The sequence below is a fragment of the Polaribacter vadi genome (genome assembly GCF_001761365.1).
GTDB lineage: Bacteria > Bacteroidota > Bacteroidia > Flavobacteriales > Flavobacteriaceae > Polaribacter > Polaribacter vadi.
The window spans coordinates 2,122,924-2,144,722 of the sequence record NZ_CP017477.1 but is presented as its reverse complement, the minus strand read 5'-3'; the positions used below and the strand labels follow the sequence as shown (position 1 = coordinate 2,144,722).

The following is a 21,799-nucleotide window of genomic DNA, read 5'->3' as shown; positions in this document are numbered from 1 at the left end:
TAAACAATAAATAGCAATGTCCAAAAAATTTGATTCTTATCAAAAAAGACGCTTAACATCTTCTTACATATCAGTTGTAATTAGCATAGCTTTGGTACTTTTTATGGTTGGTGTTTTAGGGTTGATTGTGCTAAAATCAACAAAAGTTGCCAATTATGTAAAAGAAAAAGTAGCGATTACACTTTTTATAAAAGATAAAGTAACTCAAAAACAAATCAAAACGTTTAGAGAATCGTTGTTAGAAGAAGAATTCACGAAAAAAGCAGTTTATACAAGCAAAGAACAAGCTGCAAAAAAATATAGCGAAGAAATTGGTGAAGATTTTTTACAGTTTTTAGGAGAAAATCCTCTTAAAAATGGAATCGATATTTACTTAAAAGCAGATTACGTAACTCCAGAAAAAGTAGCAGAATTAGAAGAAAGATTTTCTAAAAATGCTTTTGTAGCTGATGTTTCTTATGATAAACCTTTAATTAATCTTTTAACAAAAAACATTAAAAGAATCAGTTTTTGGTTGTTAGTTTTAAGTAGTTTTTTTGGGTTGATAGCCATGATTTTAATCAACAGTTCTATAAGATTATCTATTTACTCAAAACGATTTAATATAAAAACCATGCAAATGGTTGGCGCTACAAAGAGTTTTATTAGAAGACCATTTATTTGGAGAAGCATAAAGTTAGGGCTATTTGGTGCATTTATAGCATTAATGGCTTTAGCAGTAGTTGTGTATTATTTAGACCAGTTTATACCAAGTTTAGATTTTTTAAATGATTATGCCACTTTAGGTTATATTGCAGGAGGCGTAATTTTATCTGCCTTAATAATTACTTGGATTAGCACATTTTTTGCAACACAGCGTTTTTTAAATCTGCAAACAGACGAACTTTATTATTAATATTATGAAAAAAGAAGTGAATCAAGAACAAGAATTTTTATTCGGTAAAAGGAATTACATCATAATGCTTGTAGGGATTATTTTTATTACTGTTGGCTTTATTTTTATGTCTGGTGGAGGTAGTGAAGATCCAAATGTTTTTAATGAAGAAATTTACAATTGGCAAAGAATTCGTTTAGCACCAACTTTGGTTCTTTTAGGATTGGCAATAGAAATTTACGCAATTTTAGCAGACCCGAAAAAATAAAGTATGGATGTTTTAGAAGCAATAATTCTTGGAATAATTCAAGGATTAACAGAGTTTTTACCAGTATCTTCTAGTGGTCATTTAGAATTAGCAAAAGCTATTTTGGGCGATACTTCTGTGCCAGAAGAAAGCTTAACGTTTACAGTAGTTTTACACTTTGCAACTGCTTTAAGTACGTTGGTTGTTTTTAGAAAAGAAGTTGCAGAAATTTTTAAAGGATTATTTCAATTTAAATGGAATGATGAATTAAAATTCTCTCTAAAAATTATTATTTCTATGATTCCTGCAGTAATTGTAGGGTTGCTTTTTGAAAAACAATTAGAATCTTTTTTTGGTGGAAAAATACTTCTAGTAGGAATAATGTTGCTAGTAACAGCAGTTTTATTATTGTTAGCAGACAAAGCAAAAAACACGAATAAAGAAGTCTCTTTTTGGAATTCTGTTATTATCGGAATTTCGCAAGCCATTGCAATGTTACCAGGAATTTCTAGATCTGGAGCAACCATATCTACTTCGGTTTTATTAGGAATTGATAGAACAAGAGCAGCTCGTTTTTCTTTTTTAATGGTAGTTCCTTTAATTTTCGGAAAAATTGGTAAAGATGTTTTAAGTGGAGATTTAAACTTTCAATCATCAGAAATGTTACCAATTTCAGCAGGATTTATTGCTGCTTTTTTAGCAGGTTTATTAGCTTGTAAGTGGATGATTGCCATCGTTAAAAAGAGCAAACTTTCTTACTTTTCAATTTATTGTGCAGTAGTTGGTTTTATTGCAATTGGATACGCACTTTTAAGCTAGTGAAACTCAATTTTTATAAATTACGCAGTAATTTATAAAAATTGTTAGTTGAACTAATCCTGTTGTAAAGCAGGATCTCTTTATGGATTAATTTTATAATTTTATTTTACATTTTCACATAGAAATAACTTGGTATTAATGACAGAAGAAGATTTTAAAAACGGTCAAGTTTTATTAATTGATAAACCTTTAGAATGGACTTCTTTCCAAGCCGTCAATAAACTACGTTGGCATATAAAACAGCGTTTTAAAATCAAAAAGATAAAAGTTGGTCATGCAGGTACTTTAGATCCTTTAGCATCAGGTTTATTAATTATTTGTACTGGAAAGCAGACGAAAGAAATTCATACTTATCAAGGTCAAGAAAAAGAATATACAGGTACTTTTACTGTGGGTGCAACCACACCAAGTTACGATTTAGAAACAGAAATCGACGAAACGTATTCTACAGAACATATTACTGAAGAGCTTTTAAAAGAAACTACAAAACAGTTTATTGGCGAAATTCAGCAAAAACCGCCTATTTTTTCAGCGATTAAAAAAGATGGAAAACGATTATACGAATTAGCTAGAAAAGGAGAAACTACAGAAATTAAAGCAAGAACTGTAACCATTACAGAATTTGAAATCACTAATATCAATTTTCCAAAAGTAGATTTTAGAGTGGTTTGTAGCAAAGGAACTTACATTCGTTCATTAGCTTTCGATTTTGGAAAAGCGCTAAACTCTGGAGCACATTTATCAACCTTAAGAAGAACTAAAATTGGTGATTTTTCTGTTGATGATGCAACTTCTATTGAAGGTTTTATTGAGAGTTTGGGAGAAGGGAGTTAGGTATACGTTATTTCAATTATTTTTTTTTCAAACCTTTATTTTTTTAAAAAACATTATAATCTAATTTTAGTGCTATTATGATCTATGCTTTATCCTCTTATTAAAAATATATGCAGTTAAAATAAAATTAATTTTCAAGTTTGGACTAGTAATAAATTATCTAAGTTTTTACCATCTTTTTTCCAATTCATCAAAATTCCTCTCATAAAACAATAAAAAGGCATCATATGCATCTTTTTTCGTTTGTTCAGGTATTACACTACAAAATTCTTTATCATAAAAATCGTATTCAACAAGTCCTAACCATTTTCTTTTTTTTCGAGTTATTGGTCTTTTAAAACAAATGTAAAATTCATATTCGTCTAATTCACCAACTATTGAAACTGATATTCCTTTTCCATCATTATCATCTAAATTTATAGAAGGTGAGCGATGAACCTGAATGTCATTTGCACTTAATTGCAACTTCAATAAATTTTCCCATTCAAAATTTTCAAACTTTTGAATAAACTCATCTTTTGTTAAGAGTTGTTCATTTAATTCATAGGATTTCAAGGGATGAGATTCAGAATATTTTAGTTTCATTTTCGTTCCGCTAAATGTTTGCCAACTCATTATTTGAGTTGTATAAAATCAAATATAACTGTTTTTCATAGTAATTTACAGGAAATGAAAACCTTTAACAAACTAAATAATCTTAATCTCAAAAGCATCTCTATCATTTAAAAACCCCAATTTCTCTCTAATTTTCTTTTGATCAGATTTTACCAAAGTTGCTTTTAGGATACCAATTTCGTTTTTAGGTAAAGTAGAAAGTTCCTCACCCAAATAATCTATCACTAAAGAATTTCCTGAATATTCGTAATTATTAGCATCTTTTCCAGTTCTATTGATGCCAATTGCGTAACTCATATTTTCGATAGCTCTTGCTTTTAAAAGCGTATCCCAAGCTTTAATTCTGGTTACTGGCCAATTTGCCATAAAAATTAATAAATCGTAATTTTCTGTGTTTCTTGCCCAAACTGGGAAACGTAAATCGTAACAAATTAACGGACAAATTCGCCAACCTTTATAAGAAACAATCAATATTTTATCTCCAGAATTGTAGACTTTATCTTCTCCTGCCAACGTAAAAGAATGTCGTTTATCATACGTTTCTATGTTTCCTGAAGGATGCACAAAAACCAATCGATTAAAGTATTTATTGTCATCTTGTATAACCAAACTCCCAGTAATGGCAGCTTGTTTTTCTGAAGCCATTTTTTGCATCCAAGCAATGGTTTCTCCGTCCATTTTTTCTGCAACTTTTTCAGGATTCATAGTAAAACCAGTGGTAAACATTTCTGGTAAAACAACCAAATCTGTATTTTCTGATAAACTGTTTATCTGTTTTTCAAAAAAAGCACGGTTTTCAGTAGGATTTTCCCAAGATAAGTCTGCTTGGATACCAACAATATTTAGTTCATTTTGCATCAAAATAAATTTAAAGATTATAGAAGTATAAAAGTAAGTTTTTGTAATTTAGGAAATCAAAATTATGCTAAAAATTCTATGCAATCTTTTATTTCAGAAACTATAGATGATATTTTAAAAACCACAAATTCCTTTGAAGATGTTGTTTTTATTTTGCCATCACAAAGAGCAAAAGTCTTTGTAAAACAAACTTTTAAAGATAAAATTTCGGTAGGTTTTTTACCAGAGATGCTTAATATTGAACAATTTATTCAACAAATTTCTGGCGTTCAAAAAGCAGATAATATTCAGTTGTTGTTTCATTTTTACACGATTTATAAAAGTGTTGAGCAACATCCAGATTCTTTTGATACGTTTTCTTCTTGGGCATTAACAGTTTTGCAAGATTTTAATGAAATTGATCAACATTTAATAAACTCGAAAGATATTTTTATCTATTTAAGAGATATTGAACGTCTTAAAAAATGGTCTGTAAATGGCACGTTTACAGAAACAGCTTTGATAAAAGATCATTATTCTTTTTTAGAAAAACTGAATACGTATTATGATGCTTTTTATAAATTTTTGTTACGTGAAAATATCGGTTATCAAGGCTTAATGTATAGAGAAGCTTGTGGTAAAATAGATAATTTTTTGGAAGAAAATAAAAATAAAAAATTCTTTTTTATCGGTTTTAATGCGTTGAACAAAGCAGAAGAATTGCTTTTTCAAAAAACGTTGCAAAATGGGAATTCAGAAATTTACTGGGATTTAGATGAAACTTTTTTCAAGTCTAATCATCAAGCAGGAAAATTTATCAGAAAATATAAAAGTAGCTGGAATTATTATGATAAAAACGAGATAAAACTTTTAGGAGATACTTTTTCTGCTCCAAAAAAGATTGAAGTTATTGGCGCTGCAAAAAATAATACGCAGATAAAATATACTGGAGAAATTTTAGAAAAAATTACTGATTTTAAAAATACTGCTTTGGTTTTAGCAGATGAAACTTTGCTGCCTGTAACCTTAAATTCGTTGCCTAAAAATGTAGATGCAATCAATATTACAATGGGTTATCCTTTAAAAGATATCCCAACAACAAGTTTGCTGTTTTCAATTTTTCAGTTGTTTATTTCGCAAGAAAAATTGCAAAAAAGCGTTTTGAATGAGTTTTATTATAAAGATGTAATTCGCTTTTTTAAACATCAATCTATTTATGGTTTACTTGCAAAAATTGATAATTTCACAGAAGCAATTGCAAAAGATAACCAGACTTTTGTTACAAAAAGTCATTTGGAAGATTTGCTAAAAGAAGAAAAATCCGAAGTAAAAAATATTATTTTAAAGCTGTTTGAGGCTTTTGATTCTGTTGAGAATTTTATGGATAGAATTTTGGCTTTAATCGATCTTTTAAAAGCGGAAGTAAATCCTTTAGAAAAAGAATATCTATTCCGTTTTTATACTGTTTTTACGCAATTACAAACCTTGCAAAATGAGTTTCACTATTTTACAGATTTAAAAACCTTATCGCTATTTTTTAATCAACTAATATCTTCAGAAAGTTTATCTTTTCAAGGAGAACCTTTAAAAGGTTTACAGTTGATGGGAATGTTAGAAACCCGTGTTTTAGATTTTGAAAACATTATTTTAGTCTCTGCAAACGAAGGTGTTTTGCCTGCCAATAGTCAGCAAAATTCTTTTATTCCTTTTGATGTAAAAGTGGAATATGGTTTGCCAACTTACAGAGAAAAAGATGCTATTTTTTCGTATCACTTTTTTAGATTGATGCAAAGAGCAAAAAACGTTTTTATTCTTTATAATACAGAACATGATATTTTTGGAAGTGGAGAAAAAAGCCGATTTGTAACACAATTAGAAATGATGAGAACAGATATTGTTCAGAAAATTATTTCGCCAAAAGTGGTCGCTCAAAATGCCGAATTAAAAACTATTGAAAAAAACGAATTGGTTTTTGAACGACTAAAAGAATTAGCAAAAGCTGGTTTTTCGCCTTCGTCTTTAACCAATTATTTATACAATCCTGTTGCTTTTTATAAACAGAAAATTTTACGAATCAAGGAATTTGATGATGTTGAAGAAACAGTTGCTTACAACACCTTGGGAACTGTTGTGCATGAAACTTTAGATGAATTGTATAAACCTTTTATAGGGCAATTTTTAAAGGTTGATGCTATTTTATCAATGGAAAATATTGCCAAAGATTTGGTTATAAAACATTTTAAAATTCACTTTAAAAATGGTGATATTTCTACAGGACAAAACAGACTGATTTTTGAAGTTGCCAACCGATTTGTAATGAATTTTTTATCCAAAGAAAAAGAATTGGTAAAAGATGAGAAAAATCAACTACAAATTATTGCAACTGAAGAAAATTTATCAGCAGAAATAGTTATTGAAGGTTTTGAATTTCCTATAAAAATTCATGGTAATGTAGATAGAGTTGATGAGTTAAATGGCGAAATTAGAATTATAGATTACAAATCTGGAATGGTGCAAGCTGCTGAATTAAAAGTGCTTGATTTTGAGAAATTGAGAGAAAAAGAACAGTATAAAGCCATACAAGTTTTAATGTATGCTTATTGTTATGCACAAGAAAAAAAGTTTGATTTTTCTAAAAACTTAAAAGCTGGAATTTATTCGTTCAAAAATTTAAATAGTGGTTTTTTAGCAATCAATTTCTCATCAAATTATAGAAAACCAGAAACTACTATTACAGAAGAAAAGTTGGAAGAATTTATAGAAGAATTAAAAGAATATATCAAAGAAATCTATAATCCTGAAACACCTTTTATAGAACCTGCAGATTTAAAATATTAGGGTTTTATCCACAGGAATTTATCAATAAAAAAAACCACAAACAGTAAAGTTTGTGGTTTTTAAATTTTAATTACTCTTTTATGTCTTGTTGTTCATTTTCCTCAGGAAAAATATGATTAAAAAGTCCAAGAGTTTTGTTGTATTCTTCTTGAATTTCCTTGACAAATTCTCGATCATTATCATATTGCCTAACTTGTTCTACAATTCCTCTGTATAAGTATCTAAAAGTTAAATCGAACTCTTCATAAATCATATCAAAATCTTCTTCATCGAAAGTGCTAAACCAAACTAGTTTCTCTTTAAATAAACGAATTAAATCTTCAGCAGTGTCTCTTCCTTTTTTCTGATCGCCCAACATGTAATACATTTCTGGGTATTCCATAGATAAACTATAATGGTCGAAATCTTCGATAGGCATTTTTTCTATAGACAAATCTAAAACTTCAAGTGCTTTAATAGTATCACCTTCCATTGCAAAAGCAGACGATAAACGCATTAAACTATTTCTTAAAGAAATAGCACTTCTTTTGGTTTGTTCATCTAAATAAATCTTGCCATCGTTAATGTTTCTCCAATTCCATTTTTGAATATTGCTGTACATTTTTTCGGTATCAATTCTACCAATATCAAACAAACTTAATTCACGTTGTAATTGTCCATTTTCGTTGTAAATCTTAGTTGGTGTTTTAATAGGTACAAATTTAAAGGCAACACCATCTAACTGTAAATAATCTTTTAACCAAATATATTCGCTGTCTGTATTGGAACCACCAGTAAAATAAATTGGTTGTTTCCAATCGAAATTATTTAAAATGTCGAGCATTAAAATGGTGTTTTTACCAATGGCTCTATCAATAGTAATATCAATATAAGGTACAATTAAATCTGCATCTTTTTGAGCAACAATGCCATATTTTAAAGCATTTTCTTTATTTACAGGAATTCTAATTTTATTGGTTGGTAATATTTTTTCTGGATTTCCATCTTCATCTAAATCGTAAAAAGTACGTTTGCTATCACTTCTAATCCATTTCATAAAACTGTCTAATTCTAAAACAGAATCTTTTAATTGAGGAAATATTTCAGGGAAGTAATAAGCAACGTCTAACGTTCCATATTTATATTCATCGTGTGTTAATTGCGATGGAATTGCTTCTGCTTTATACGTTTTCCTTTTCATTTGGTCTATGTACCAATCTGTTTGAAAAAGACTTGTATTGATTAATTTAACATCGGTTCTAACACCTTCTACCTCTTGCATGTACCAAAGAGGAAATGTGTCATTATCGCCAATGGTAAACATAATTGCATTAGGATCTGTACTTTCTAAATAGGCTTGCGCATTTAAATGGGTTGTATATCTGTTAGATCTATCATGATCGTCCCAATTTTGAAAAGCCATTAATGTTGGTACTGCAAGTAAACAAACTACACTTATTGTGATTGCCATTTGTCTTCTAGATGCTAAATATTTTAGATATTCATACAAAGCAAGTACACCAAAACCAACCCAAATTGCAAAAATGTAGAAACTACCTACAACAGCATAATCACGTTCTCTTGGTTCAAAAGGTTTTGGATTTGTGTAAAATATAATTGCAAAACCTGTAAAAGCGAAGAATAAAAAGAGGGTAAAAAAGTTCTTTTTATCCCATTTAATTTGAAAAAACAAACCAACAAGCCCTAATAAAAGAGGTAGAAAATAATACGTATTTCGTCCTTTGTTTAACAATGCTTGCCAAGGTAACATTTCTTGAGAACCTAATCTTGCTTCATCAACTACATCAATTCCACTTAACCAGTTTCCATTATAAATATCTAAATTTCCTTGAATATCATTTTGACGCCCAACAAAATTCCACATAAAATAACGTCCATACATGTAGCCAAATTGGTAGCTCATCATAAACTTTAAGTTTTCTGCAAACGTTGGTCTTCTTTGGCTATTTTCTGGAATTCCTGCAATTTTCTTGTACATTTTTTCTGATGCAGGGTTCACCATTCTTGGAATAAAACCTTTGTGTTTATCAGAATAATTAGGCAAAACATCTTTGTAAACATTTACAATTACATATTTACCGTCTTTTTTCTCATATTTTGGTTTGTCATCTCTTGTAGGATTTTTTGCATCCTGTTGTCTTTCATATGTATTTGAGTAATATGTATCATAAAAAACATTGGCATCTCCATATTGTTCACGTTCATAATATGCAAGTAATTCACGCGCACTTGAAGGGTTGTTTTCGTTAATTGTTGTATTTGCATTTGCTCTGATTGGTAACATCATCCAAGAAGAAAAACCAATCATAATAAATAATAAAGAGAGAATTAAAGTATTTGCCGTTAATTTTTTCTTTTTTCTGGTGTATTTTAATCCGAAGAAAAATAAAGCTACCAAAATAATAGCAGCAATAATACTCCCTGAATTGTAAGGTAAACCAACCGTATTTATAAAAAATAATTCTGATGCACTAAAGAATTTTAATGTAAAAGGAAATATAAACTTAAAAACCAATACCAACACAAGAACCGAGAATACAGTAGCAATTGCAGAAGTTGTAAAGTTGATGTTTTTATAAGTTTTAAAGAAATATAACATCACTATTGCAGGAATTACCAATAAAGAAAGTATGTGAACTCCAAAAGATAAACCAACTACAAAACTAATTAAAACCAGCCATTTATTACCTCTAGCTGTATAAATTTCGCTTTCCCATTTTAATGCTAACCAAAATAACAAAGCCATTAAAAATGATGACATTGCATATACTTCTCCTTCAACTGCACTAAACCAAAAACTATCTGAAAAAGTGTATGTTAAAGACCCTACCAAACTACTACCTAAAATAGCAAGTCTTTTTCCTTTAGAAATATTACCAGTTTTAGCTGCTAATTTGGAAGCTAAATTGCTAATAGTCCAAAACATAAATAAAATTGTAAATGCACTAGCTAAAGCAGACATGAAATTAACCATTTTGGCAATTTCTGTAACATCGGTTGTAAACATTGCAAAAAATGCACCTAGCATTTGAAAAAGAGGTGCTCCTGGAGGGTGCCCAACTTCTAATTTTACAGAGGTTGCAATGTATTCTCCTACATCCCAAGCACTAACTGTAGGCTCTATGGTTAGCGAGTATGTAATTAAGGCAATAGCAAATGTAACCCATCCTAGAATGATATTCCATTTTATAAATTTTTGTGGCGTCATAAAATTAGGTAATAATCTGTGGGCGAATTTACTAATAAATATGATTAAAATTAAGTACTATCTGTATTTCTAACTATTTGTAAATTCATAAATGTTTGTTAAAGATAAAAATTGTAAAAAAATGTTTGCAAATTTAAAAGAATGTATTAAATTTGCATCCGCTAAGAAGCATTGGCCTATGGTGTAATTGGTAACACACCGGTTTTTGGTACCGACATTCAAGGTTCGAGTCCTTGTAGGCCAACAAGAATAACTTTTAATCCCTTTTAAACATTAATGTTTGAAAGGGATTCTTTTTTTAGCACCTCTGTGTAAATTTCTCACTAGTCTTTTCAGATAAAAAATATAATTCTGTAGTTAGTTATACAAACAAATATACTTAACAGGTAGCTTCTTTTATATTTTTGAAATAATCAAATTTACAACCTCAATTTTAAATCTAAACTTTGTTTTAGATAATGGTTACTTAAATTTTCTTATAAAGAGTTATAATTTGTTAACTTTGTGAACAACATTTTTTATTTGAATAGATAGTTGTTTTAAAAATAATATAACATCTAATTTTGAATAAAATCACAATGAATTTTATTTCCTCTGAGATTGCTTAGAAAAGCAAAATATCATTAATCCAGAAAATTCACTTCAAACAAATAAGGCTCTTTTTAAGAAAAGTTATAAGGTAAATTATACCTTAAAGCTGAACTTTTTAAAAACAAGCTAAAAATAAAATACCTTAAATGACAGCACAAGTTATAGTATATGAAATAAAAAGTGAAGCCGCAAAAAATGCAGAAAAACTTTTTAGTCATAACGATAAATACTTTTATTGGAATGAAGGAAAATTTAAAAACCTCTCTTTAGGTGATTATGTTTTTATTGTAAATAAAGAAAGTGGGTGGGTTTTGTTTACAAAATCTAATATCCAAGAGATAGAAACACATACGCAAAAAGGAGATACGATTTTTAAAGATAACATTGATGGCAAGTGGAGTTCAACTACCCGATTTGAAATTTTAGAAATACTAAAAATACCAGATAATTGGGAGTGGAAATCTCTAAAAAACAATGAAGCAAAATTTATATATGCCAAAAATATAAATATAGTTGATAAAAAAAATGTACTATTAAACATTAACCAGCTTAAAACATTAAGCAACAAGGAATCCATTATCAAAATACTTGATACATGTAAGTTAGATTTTGAAAAGAAAATAGCCGAAGTTAATTCTGATAAGCTAACTTCTACTATTTTTTTAAACATAAAAGCCGATTTAGAGCATATAGAAACTTATATAGAGCAAAAAGGATTCAACTTTAAAAAAAGTGAAATCATTAATTTTTATCTATCATTAAAAACCAAACCTTTTATAATTCTAGCAGGGATATCTGGTACTGGTAAAACACAGCTTCCAAGACTATTTGCAGAAGCCATTGGTATGAGTAAAAATCAAGTAATTCAAATTCCTGTAAGACCTGATTGGACAGACGCTTCAGATTTAATTGGTTACACCTCTTTACAAGGAAATTTTATCTCTAAACCACTTACAGAAGCCATTATAAAAGCAAAAGAAGATATTACTAAGCCTCATTTTTTTATTCTTGATGAAATGAATTTAGCAAGAGTAGAACATTACTTTGCAGATTTTTTAAGTGTGATAGAAACCCGTTTTAGAACAAAAACCAATGAAGTTAAAACCGACTTTTTACTATCGAAAAATCAAATAAAAGAAGCTGATAACGCGCATTTATATGATGCCATCTATTGGCCCGAAAATCTATATTTAATAGGAACTGTGAATATGGATGAAACTACCTATCCTTTTTCGAGAAAAGTACTTGATAGAGCGAATTCTATTGAAATGAATACAGTAGAATTGGACTGGATTGATAAACAAAAACAAAAAGTTGATAAGCTTACAGATTTTACAAATGCCAATTTAAAAAGTGAATATATAGGAAGTGTAGAACTCACAACAACAGACAAGCAACAGGTAGAAGAAGCGCTTGAAGTGTTAAAAAAGATAAATAAAATACTCGAAATTGCTAATCTGCAGTTTGCATATAGAGTTAGAGATGAGATAATATTTTATGTACTTTATGCAAAAAAGGAGCAATTACTAAAACAAGAAAAAGCTATTGATTTTCAAATTATGCAGAAAATTTTACCTAGAGTACATGGGAGTTCTAACCGTATTCAAAAAGTAATTATTAGTTTATTAAACCTGCTTACTAATGAGGATGTAGCAACTTCGTATCCAGATTTAGAATACTTAGAAAAAAAGAAAAAATCAATTATTAAAAAATCAAACTATCCAAAATCTACAGAAAAATTAATATTTATGCTAGAACGCTTTGATGAAGATCGATTTACTTCTTTTTGGGTATGATAAATAATCAAACTAAAAAATATAGTTATGCTATTAAAAATCATGGAACCTTTGAAATTATTACATCAGATAATAAAAAATTACATGATTCTAAAATAGTAACGAAAAACTTTAAAATTAGCATTTTAGGGCAAAAACAGTCTGTTGAAAATTCAGGAAAAATTTATTTATTCGATTGGCAAGAGATTAGTTTTATAGCTATTATAAACCCTATCAAACATTCAAAAGAATATTCTCTTTGGCTTGATAACAAACTTGTAGCTTATTCTAAAAGATTAAATAAACAATTACATTCTATAAGAACTCTTAAAGGAAACTTATCGTTTAAAGAGGCTTTAGGAAATCATGAAATTAAAATTTTATCTCCTAATAATACAGTAGTCTTAGAATTATCTTTTGAGGTTTTTCCTAAAAAAATACAGTATAAGAAAGACTATAAATTGCTACAAAAAGATTGTGCTAGGATAGTTAATAATATAAGTTATAAACTGCTACCAAACTTCTATAAAAAAATAAAAAATAAATCTAGTGGGATTACTTCTAATGCTAAATGGTGGTTTATTTTAGATGCTTTATTTGAAGATTTAATAAAAAGTTTAGAGCTAATTCAACGAAATCCTAAACACAATATTATTACTGATGAAGAAGTAAAACAAATAGATAAGGTGAGAAAACCTTCATCAAAAAATAAAATATGGCTCACCAAAAACACACAGTATATTTCAAATAATAAAGAAGATGGTATTGAATTGATTTCCGGCCAATATTTTTCTCATGCTTTAACATTAAAGAAAAAATTAAGCTATGATAATTATGAAAATAGATTCGTAAAATATATGGCCAATCAAATAATAATTAGATTGACCGACTTAAAAAAAGATTTGCATAAAAATAGCGTATCTAACAATAAAAAAGTAGTTCAAAAAATAACTGCTTACACTGGTAGATTGCATAGTATTTTAAATAAAATACCATTTAGTAAAGTTGGTCACTTTGAAAAAGAAACTTACTTTTCATCAACTTTAACCCAAGCAGCTGGATACAAAGATCTTTTACAAATTTATTCCTTACTAGAAAATGGTTTTGAAATTTTAGAGGATGAATTTTTGACTTTAAACTACAAAAAAATTGATGATCTATATAGTTATTGGTGTTTTATTAAAATTTTTGACACCATTATAAACTCTTCAAATTTAAAAATAAAAAGCCAAAATCTACTGGGCTTATATAATGGGAAAATCAAAGTTAATGTTGGTCTTAATGATTTTACTACTATAAAATTAACTAGTAAAGAGCATAAAGAAATCTCCTTACAATATAAAAAAGAAAAACCTTTAATCTCAATTGAGGTTGCAACTAAAAAAGAGACCCCTTTTTTGTCTCACTTTTATCCTAATTATCAAATTATAAATGATAACAGATACAGTGAGGATTTTAATAATATAGACAGTTCTTTAATGCTTTTTAAGGAGTACATTAAAAAAGAGGAAATTATAAATGAGGTAAAACAAAAAGACCGAACAAATTTAAAACCGATAATTTTATATCCTTCAGATGCAAAGGACACTAATTTCCAAAATTTAAAAAAGGAAAACAATGCTATTAAGGACCTTCCATTATTGCCAACAAAATCGGGTTTATTAGAAAATTATATAAGAAATACGGTTGTTGATGAAACAGCCAATAATAATGTACAAGAATTTGTTGGTATGCATTATCAACAATATATAAGTGATAGAGAAATTTTTGATAAAGGAATATTAATTGGACGTTTAAAAAAAGAGGCGCTTCAAAAACGTTTGACCTATTTAGACAAGAAGAATCGATATTATTTTCCTTTTGTAAAAAGCAAGAATAGCCGTATTTATAAAGTTTCTTATTTATTACTTACCCAACCTGAAAGTTCTATAGCATTATTAAAAAAAGTAAAAAGTTGGGAAATACTCAACAAGAAAGAGCTTACAGATACTGGTATAGATTGGGAATTAAATTCAGAGCACTACCTTGTTTTTAATTTAGATAATGAAACACAACAAATAGATACTAAAATTGAAATTCCGATTTTTAGTTTTAGATATACCACTTTAAGAGGCTTGTATTTTTTTAAAAATCAAGAAATAAATAATGCTTTATATGTTGCAAATGAAGCTTCCTATTTACTCTATAAAATTTTAATAAAAAAGGATATAGAATTTACAATTTCGTGGTTTAAAGACGCAAAAGATTTTACTTGTGTTGAGTTTAAATTATCTAATAACTTAAAGTTAATTTGTTCTAATCGTTATCTTCATCAACATTATATGGTAGAAAACGAATTAAAACCCTTATCCTCTCTTATTGATAAATTTCTCTAACTGAAATATTCTTTCTTCAATAAAAAACAGATATAAAAATAATTAATTCAAGTACTTCCAATAAAGAAGCAATAATATTTGCAAAGTCTTACCCAGAAATTAGTCCAAATATGGAACTGTTTACTGTTAAATTATAATCTAAAAGTAAAATTAGGAGTTTTAACTTTTAAATCCGTTTATTAAACGGATACAGTTACCTATAACATCAAATAAGCAAAAAATAACAGGCATCATTTTTTAACTTTGTTGTAATAAAATTATTAACTAAAAACAAAGAAGATGAAAATACAAGCATATTTAGCATTCGATGGAAACTGTCAAGAAGCCTTAAATTTTTATGGAGATTTATTTGATGCACAAGTACAAAATAGAATTACATATAAAGATCAAAAAATAGATGTTCCAAATTCTTTTAGAGATAAATTGCAACATGCAGAGTTAAAAGGAAAAGGAGTTCATTTTATGGCTTATGATGCTGCTCCAGATACTCCAATAAATTCTGGAAATCAAGTACACATGAGTGTAGATGTAAATGATGAAGATAAAGCTAGAGAGGTTTTTAAAACTTTAAGCGATCAAGGAATTACACACCACGAATTTAGAGAAAGAGAATGGGGTATGTTTGGAAGATGTACAGATAAATTCGGAATTAACTGGATGGTAAACGCTAAAAAATAATTTCTGAAAATAGATCATATTTTAAAATAATGGATTGCATTAAATTGTAATCCATTATTTTTATACAAAACTCTTTATTCATTTTGAAACTTGTAAAATTCACAAAAAAAGGCATTTATTGTATTCCTGGAAAATTTTATTTAGATCCTTGGTTTCCTGTAGAGTATGCAATTATTTCTCATGGACATGCAGATCATTCCAGATCAGGGAATAAACATTATTTGTGTCAAAATGATTCAAAAGCAATTATAAAACACAGATTAGGGCAAGATATTTCTATTGAAAGTTTGGGTTATAATGAACCAAAGAATATAAATGGAGTTCAAGTGAGTTTTTTTCCTGCAGGTCATGTAATTGGTTCAGCTCAAATTCGTTTAGAATATAAAGGGTATGTAGTTGTTTTTTCTGGTGATTATAAAACACAACCCGATTTTATTTCTACACCTTATGAACCTGTAAAATGTCACGAATTTATTACAGAAAGTACTTTTGGATTGCCAATTTACAAATGGAAAAAAGAAGAGGAATTACAAGCTGAATTGCAAAATTGGGTTTTACAAAATCAGCAAAATAACAGAACAAGTGTTTTTTTAGGCTACAGTTTAGGCAAAGCACAACGAATTATGAAATTGATTGAAGGTGTAGATGATATTTATGTACACACTGCCATCAACAATTTAAACAATGCAATTTCTGGTTCTGGAATTGAGCTTCCCAAAACAACTTTATTAAATTACGATTTCAAAAAAGCCGATATTCAAAACAAAATTGTCATTTTACCACCAGCGTTATTAGGTTCAAGAATGATAAAAAAAATTCCAAATGCAGCAACAGCAATTTGTTCTGGTTGGATGCATATTCGTGGAAACAGACGTTGGAAAGGAGTTGATGCAGGTTTTTCAATTAGCGATCATGCAGATTGGGATGGATTATTAGAAGCAGTAAAAGCAACTGGTGCAGAAAAAGTGCATGTAACTCATGGTTCGCAAGCAGTTTTTTCTAAATATTTAAACGAAATTGGCATTGAAGCTTATGAATTAAAAACCGAATTTGGTGAAGATGAATTTGCAAAAGACGAAGAAACCAAAACTGAAAATGCCTAATTATGAAAGACTTTTCCAACTTAATTAGCGCTATTGAAATCACCAATAAAACCAATGCAAAAATTGATGCATTAGTCGAATATTTTAAAGTGGCACCAGACAAAGATAAATTGTGGTTAATTGCTTTATTTACGGGTAAAAGACCAAGTAGACCTGTAAAATCTAATTTAATGAAAAGTTGGGTAATGGAAATTACACAACTTCCTGAATGGTTGTTTTTAGAAAGTTATTCGTCAGTTGGAGATTTAGGCGAAACCATTGCACTTTTATTACCAAATCCAGAAAATAACATAGAAAAACCTTTACATATTTGGATTGATGAGCTCATCAAACTAAAACCAAAAACAGACGAAGAAAAAAAAGCATATGTTTTAGAAGCATGGAATGGATTAGAATCTCAAGAACGTTTGATTTTCAATAAATTAATTGGTGGAAGTTTTAGAATCGGAGTTTCTAAAAAAACGCTGGTAAATGCACTCGCAAAATTATCTGGAATTGACGCAAACCAATTAATGCACAGTATTATTGGGAATTGGACTCCAGATTCTATTTCTTTTGATGATCTTTTAAATGGCGAACATATTAATTATGATAACTCAAAACCTTATCCTTTTTGCTTAGCCTATTCTTTAGAAAAAGAATTGCAAGATTTGGGTGATGAAAAAGACTGGCAAGTTGAGTATAAATGGGATGGAATTCGTGGGCAAATAATCAAAAGAAAAGAAGAAGTTTTTATTTGGAGTAGAGGAGAAGAACTGGTTACAGAGCAGTTTCCAGAATTGGTGGAAGCAATCGCGAAATTAGAAGGTAGTTTTGTAATTGATGGCGAAATTTTAGCGATAAAAGACAGTGCAGTTTTGCTTTTTAACGATTTACAAAAAAGATTAAATCGTAAAAATGTTACCAAAAAATTGTTAGAAGATGTTCCAGTTGGTTTGTATATTTATGATATTCTAGAACTCGATGATGTTGATTTACGAGAACAATCCATGGAAAATCGTAGAAAAAAATTAGAAGTGTTACTTCAACAAAACACCAGTAATATTTTAAAATTATCTGAAATCATTGATTTCAAAAATTGGAACGAATTAGATGCATTGAGAAACGCAGCTAGAAGTTTTAATTCTGAAGGTTTAATGTTGAAGAAAAAATCTTCTGTTTATCATGTTGGAAGAAAAAAAGGTGATTGGTGGAAATGGAAAGTTGATCCATTAACGATTGATGCTGTCATGATTTACGCTCAAAAAGGAAGTGGAAGAAGAAGTTCTAAATACACAGATTATACGTTTGCCGTAAAAAATCAAGACAAACTAGTAACAGTTGCCAAAGCATATTCAGGATTAACAGATGTAGAAATTTCAGAAATATCTAAATGGGTCAATAAAAATGCCATCGAAAAATTTGGTCCAGTTAGAACAGTAAAACCAGAATTAGTTTTCGAAATAGCTTTTGAAGGAATTGCTTACAGTAAACGTCACAAAAGTGGAGTTGCTTTACGTTTTCCAAGAATGAAACGTTGGCGAAAAGACAAAACCGTAAATGATATTGATACCATTGAAAGTGTTAAAGCATTAATTGAAGCTAAATAAGTAGGCAGTTTCCAGTCTTCAGTTTGCAGTTCTAATATTGTAAAATAAAAAGTATAATTGTCATTTCGAAATGAGCCTTTTTAGGCGATTGAGAAATTTCATAATTCTAATCCAAAATTAGGTTCAAGATTTTATATTTCAAATTCAAAATTCCAATCTTGAATTTTAAACTTTAAACCCGAAATTAATAAGTTGAGCAACTTTAAACAAACCCAAGGCTATCAAATCATCCAAAATTGGATGGCAGAAAAAGGGCACACACCTTTTAGTTTTCAAGACCAAACTTGGGAACGTTATCACAATAGCTTTAGTGGAATGGTGGTTGCTCCAACGGGTTTTGGAAAAACATTTTCGGTTTTTTTAGCTGTGGTTATTGATTATTTAAATCACCCAGAAAGATATAAAAAAGGCTTAAAATTAATTTGGATTAGTCCTTTGCGTTCTTTGGCAAAAGATTTGGCGAAAGCCATGAATGAAGTTGTAGACGAAATTGGTTTGGATTGGGAAGTTGCTGTGAGAAATGGAGATACACCAACCAACATCCGAAGAAAACAAGAGCGTTTAATGCCAGATGTTTTACTAACAACTCCAGAAACTTTACACTTACTATTCTCTCAAAAGAAAAATTCACGTTGGTTTAAAAACGTAAACTGTATTGCTGTTGATGAATGGCACGAATTGTTAGGTTCTAAAAGAGGCGTTTTAGTAGAATTGGCAATTGCAAGAGTCAGGAATTTATCAAAAAAAACCAGTGTTTGGGGAATTACAGCAACTATTGGTAATCTAGAAGAAGCAAAAAATGTGCTAATTCCTTATGAAGGTGTAAAAACCACCATGATAAAAGCAAAGGAAAAAAAGAAGATTGAAATTATTTCAGTTTTGCCAGATGAAGTAGAAGAACTGTCTTGGGCAGGACATTTGGGGAAGAAAATGAGTAGCAAAATCATCCCAATTATTTATGAAAACAACACGACTTTAATTTTTACAAACACAAGAAATCAGAGCGAATTATGGTATCAAATTTTAATTGAGGAAGCTCCAGATTTAATTGGACAAATTGCCATTCATCATGGTTCTATTGCAAAAGTGCAGCGTAATTTTATTGAAGAAGCTATTTCTCAAGGAATTTTAAAAGCAGTCGTTTGTACATCATCTTTAGATTTAGGAGTCGATTTTAAACCTGTAGATTGTGTGATACAAATTGGTTCCGCAAAAGGAATTGCACGTTTTTTACAAAGAGCAGGTAGAAGTGGACATTCGCCTTTTGAAACCTCAAAAATGTACGCAGTTCCTACACATTCTTTACAGTTGATAGAAGTTGCAGCTGTAAAAGAAGCTGTGAAACAAAATGAAATTGAAGCAAGATATCCTTATGTTTTAACCTATGATATTTTAGTTCAGTTTTTGGTAACCTTAGCAGTTGGCGAAGGTTTTAACAAAGAAGAAACCTATCAATTTATAAAAGAAATTCACACTTTTCATTATTTAACAAAAGAAGATTTCGATTGGTGCATTCATTTTATCACTCAAGGTGGAAATACTTTAAAATCTTATGAGGAATTCCACAAAGTAGTGTTAGATGAAGAAGATGGCCTTTACAAAGTAAAAAGCAGACGAATTGCTATGATGCACAGAATGAATATTGGTGTAATTGTGGGCGAAGTTATGTTGTTTGTAAAATTCTTTTCTGGTGGTTATATTGGTATGGTTGAAGAGTATTTTATATCGAAATTAAAAAAAGGAGACGCTTTTGTAATTGGAGGTAGAGTTGTAGAAATGAAACAGATTAAAGACATGACTGTTTTGGTAAAAGCAAGCAAATCTAAAAAAGCAATTACACCAAGTTGGAATGGTGGACGATTGCCTTTAACATCTGGCTTAACCCATTTTTTACGTTTAAAATTAAGTGATGCTATTGATGCCAATAATAGAGAAAGAGAACTAAAATTTTTACATCCGCTTTTAAAACGCCAGCAAGAAAAATCGCACATTCCAAGACATGACGAATTTTTAACAGAACTCATAGAAACCAAAGACGGTTTTTACTTATTTATGTATCCTTTTGAAGGACGATTGGTGCATGAAATCATGGCTTCTTTAATCGCTTATAGACTTAGTAAAATAAAACCACTCACGTTTACAATTGCGCAAAACGATTATGGTTTTGAACTACTTTCTGATCAAGAAATTCCCTTGAATGAAGAAAATATAGCTCAGATCTTATCCAAAGAAAATTTAATGAAAGACATTATTGCAAGTATAAATGCGAGTGAAATGGCTTCCAGAAAATTTAGAGATATTGCAGTGGTTGCAGGTTTAGTCATTCAATCTCAACCAGGAAATAAAAAGTCGAATAAAAGTTTACAATCTTCATCTGGCTTAATATTTAGAGTGTTAAATGATTACGAACCCACAAATTTATTATTAAAACAAGCGTATGATGAGGTTTTTAATTATCAACTAGAAAAAGTGCGTTTGCAAAAAGCTTTTGAGCGAATTACAGAAAGTAAAATAATTTTGAAAAGAGCAAAAGATTTTACACCTTTGAGCTTTCCTTTAAAGGTTGATAGTTTGCGAGGCACAATGACGAATGAGGAATTGAGCAAACGAATTCAACGTATTCAAAAACAGGCAGTAAAATGATAAAAACCGTTTCGATTGTAACTCATAAAATTACCTGTAATGACCAGATTTTAGAGTTAACCAATCAACGAGTTATCTATTGGGAAGCCCAAGAAAGTTTAATTTTAAGCGATTTGCATATTGGTAAATCTGCTCATTTTCAAAAAAGTGGCATTCCAATTCCTTCTTCAGTTTTAGATGATGATTTAGCCAGATTAAAACAGCTAATTTTGCATTTTAAAGCTAAGACTTTAATTATTGTTGGCGATTTATTTCATGCAGAATACAACAAAGATTTAGACCAATTCAAAACTTGGCTTTCTAATTTTGAGGAACTAAATTTAAAGTTAATCAAAGGAAATCACGATCGCTTAAAACAGTCCATTTACAATCAATTTAAGATCGAAGTTCATCAACCTTCTCTGGAAATAGATTGCGTAAAATTTGTACACGATTCTATAAAGCCAACCGAAAATTGTTTCACCATTTCTGGGCATTTGCATCCTGGAGTTTCCATTCGTGGAAAAGGCAGACAACGTATAAAGTTGCCTTGTTTTCAAGTGACGAATAATCAGCTAATTTTACCCGCTTTTAGTTTATTTACAGGCTTAAATACACAGAAAAATTTCGATAAATGTCAGAATTTCTGTTTTACAGAAGATGGCATTTTTGAGGTTTAGAAAAAGTTTTTTTTGAAGCTATTTCCTGCTTTCAGCACTCGCTTTTTTTACCTGAAAAAGGCAAAAAAGAGCTCAAACAAATGCTTCAATCAGGGCTAAACTTGTTTGTGAATT

General features: G+C 29.4%; 15 protein-coding genes and 1 tRNA gene. 13 read left to right on the top strand and 3 right to left on the bottom strand.

Annotated features, from left to right (window positions below; translation table 11 throughout):
* Positions 1 to 16 precede the first annotated feature (16 nt).
* The 4 genes from LPB03_RS09480 to truB all read left to right on the top strand — a co-directional run bounded on the left by LPB03_RS09480 (position 17) and on the right by truB (position 2,774).
* Positions 17 to 895, top strand: a complete 879-nt coding sequence (locus LPB03_RS09480) for a cell division protein FtsX (RefSeq protein WP_065317554.1) — start codon at positions 17 to 19, stop codon at positions 893 to 895.
* Positions 896 to 899: 4 nt separating this feature from the next.
* Entirely contained in the window at positions 900 to 1,142 is a 243-nt protein-coding gene (locus LPB03_RS09475) for a DUF3098 domain-containing protein (RefSeq protein ID WP_065317555.1), read from the top strand.
* 3 nt (positions 1,143 to 1,145) lie between these two features.
* Positions 1,146 to 1,940, top strand: a complete 795-nt coding sequence (locus tag LPB03_RS09470) for an undecaprenyl-diphosphate phosphatase (protein ID WP_065317556.1) — start codon at positions 1,146 to 1,148, stop codon at positions 1,938 to 1,940.
* A gap of 138 nt (positions 1,941 to 2,078) precedes the next feature.
* The gene (truB, locus tag LPB03_RS09465) at positions 2,079 to 2,774 is read left to right on the top strand and encodes a tRNA pseudouridine(55) synthase TruB (RefSeq protein ID WP_065317557.1); all 696 of its coding nucleotides are present in this window, start codon (positions 2,079 to 2,081) and stop codon (positions 2,772 to 2,774) included.
* 168 nt (positions 2,775 to 2,942) lie between these two features.
* Here the strand turns inward: truB and LPB03_RS09460 are convergent, their stop codons facing one another.
* Both LPB03_RS09460 and LPB03_RS09455 read right to left on the bottom strand, forming a co-directional pair.
* Complete coding sequence (locus tag LPB03_RS09460; RefSeq protein WP_065317558.1) at positions 2,943 to 3,389, bottom strand: hypothetical protein; 447 nt, start codon at positions 3,387 to 3,389, stop codon at positions 2,943 to 2,945.
* A gap of 72 nt (positions 3,390 to 3,461) precedes the next feature.
* A complete protein-coding gene (locus tag LPB03_RS09455; RefSeq protein ID WP_065317559.1) occupies positions 3,462 to 4,247 on the bottom strand; it encodes an amidohydrolase in 786 nt (261 codons plus the stop codon).
* Here LPB03_RS09455 and LPB03_RS09450 point away from each other — a divergent pair.
* Positions 4,242 to 7,064: a PD-(D/E)XK nuclease family protein gene (locus LPB03_RS09450; protein WP_231953083.1), complete on the top strand. Its 2,823-nt coding sequence runs from the start codon at positions 4,242 to 4,244 to the stop codon at positions 7,062 to 7,064. The genes LPB03_RS09455 and LPB03_RS09450 overlap by 6 nt on opposite strands.
* A 70-nt stretch (positions 7,065 to 7,134) precedes the next feature.
* On the opposite strand, the gene LPB03_RS09445 is transcribed toward LPB03_RS09450, so the two are convergent.
* Positions 7,135 to 10,272: a glycosyltransferase family 117 protein gene (locus tag LPB03_RS09445; protein WP_065317560.1), complete on the bottom strand. Its 3,138-nt coding sequence runs from the start codon at positions 10,270 to 10,272 to the stop codon at positions 7,135 to 7,137.
* 172 nt (positions 10,273 to 10,444) lie between these two features.
* Between LPB03_RS09445 and LPB03_RS09440 the strand changes: the two genes are divergently transcribed.
* The 8 genes from LPB03_RS09440 to pdeM all read left to right on the top strand — a co-directional run bounded on the left by LPB03_RS09440 (position 10,445) and on the right by pdeM (position 21,685).
* A tRNA-Gln gene (locus tag LPB03_RS09440) sits at positions 10,445 to 10,516 on the top strand.
* A gap of 493 nt (positions 10,517 to 11,009) precedes the next feature.
* Positions 11,010 to 12,659 carry an McrB family protein gene (locus LPB03_RS09435; RefSeq protein ID WP_065317561.1) on the top strand — a complete coding sequence of 550 codons (1,650 nt, stop codon included), beginning with the start codon at positions 11,010 to 11,012 and terminating at the stop codon, positions 12,657 to 12,659.
* Positions 12,656 to 15,013, top strand: coding sequence for a DUF2357 domain-containing protein (locus LPB03_RS09430; protein WP_065317562.1), 2,358 nt, complete (start codon positions 12,656 to 12,658; stop codon positions 15,011 to 15,013). The genes LPB03_RS09435 and LPB03_RS09430 overlap by 4 nt, the downstream gene beginning before the upstream one ends.
* Positions 15,014 to 15,292: 279 nt before the next feature.
* Positions 15,293 to 15,691 (top strand): VOC family protein, encoded by a 399-nt coding sequence (locus LPB03_RS09425; RefSeq protein WP_065317563.1) that lies wholly within the window; start codon positions 15,293 to 15,295, stop codon positions 15,689 to 15,691.
* 83 nt (positions 15,692 to 15,774) lie between these two features.
* Entirely contained in the window at positions 15,775 to 16,794 is a 1,020-nt protein-coding gene (locus tag LPB03_RS09420; protein ID WP_065317564.1) for a ligase-associated DNA damage response exonuclease, read from the top strand.
* A 2-nt stretch (positions 16,795 to 16,796) separates the two neighbouring features.
* A complete protein-coding gene (locus LPB03_RS09415; protein ID WP_065317565.1) occupies positions 16,797 to 18,383 on the top strand; it encodes an ATP-dependent DNA ligase in 1,587 nt (528 codons plus the stop codon).
* Positions 18,384 to 18,575: 192 nt separating this feature from the next.
* The gene (locus tag LPB03_RS09410; RefSeq protein ID WP_262502023.1) at positions 18,576 to 21,026 is read left to right on the top strand and encodes a ligase-associated DNA damage response DEXH box helicase; all 2,451 of its coding nucleotides are present in this window, start codon (positions 18,576 to 18,578) and stop codon (positions 21,024 to 21,026) included.
* The gene (pdeM, locus tag LPB03_RS09405) at positions 21,023 to 21,685 is read left to right on the top strand and encodes a ligase-associated DNA damage response endonuclease PdeM (RefSeq protein ID WP_065317567.1); all 663 of its coding nucleotides are present in this window, start codon (positions 21,023 to 21,025) and stop codon (positions 21,683 to 21,685) included. The genes LPB03_RS09410 and pdeM overlap by 4 nt, the downstream gene beginning before the upstream one ends.
* The last annotated feature ends 114 nt before the right edge of the window (positions 21,686 to 21,799 follow it).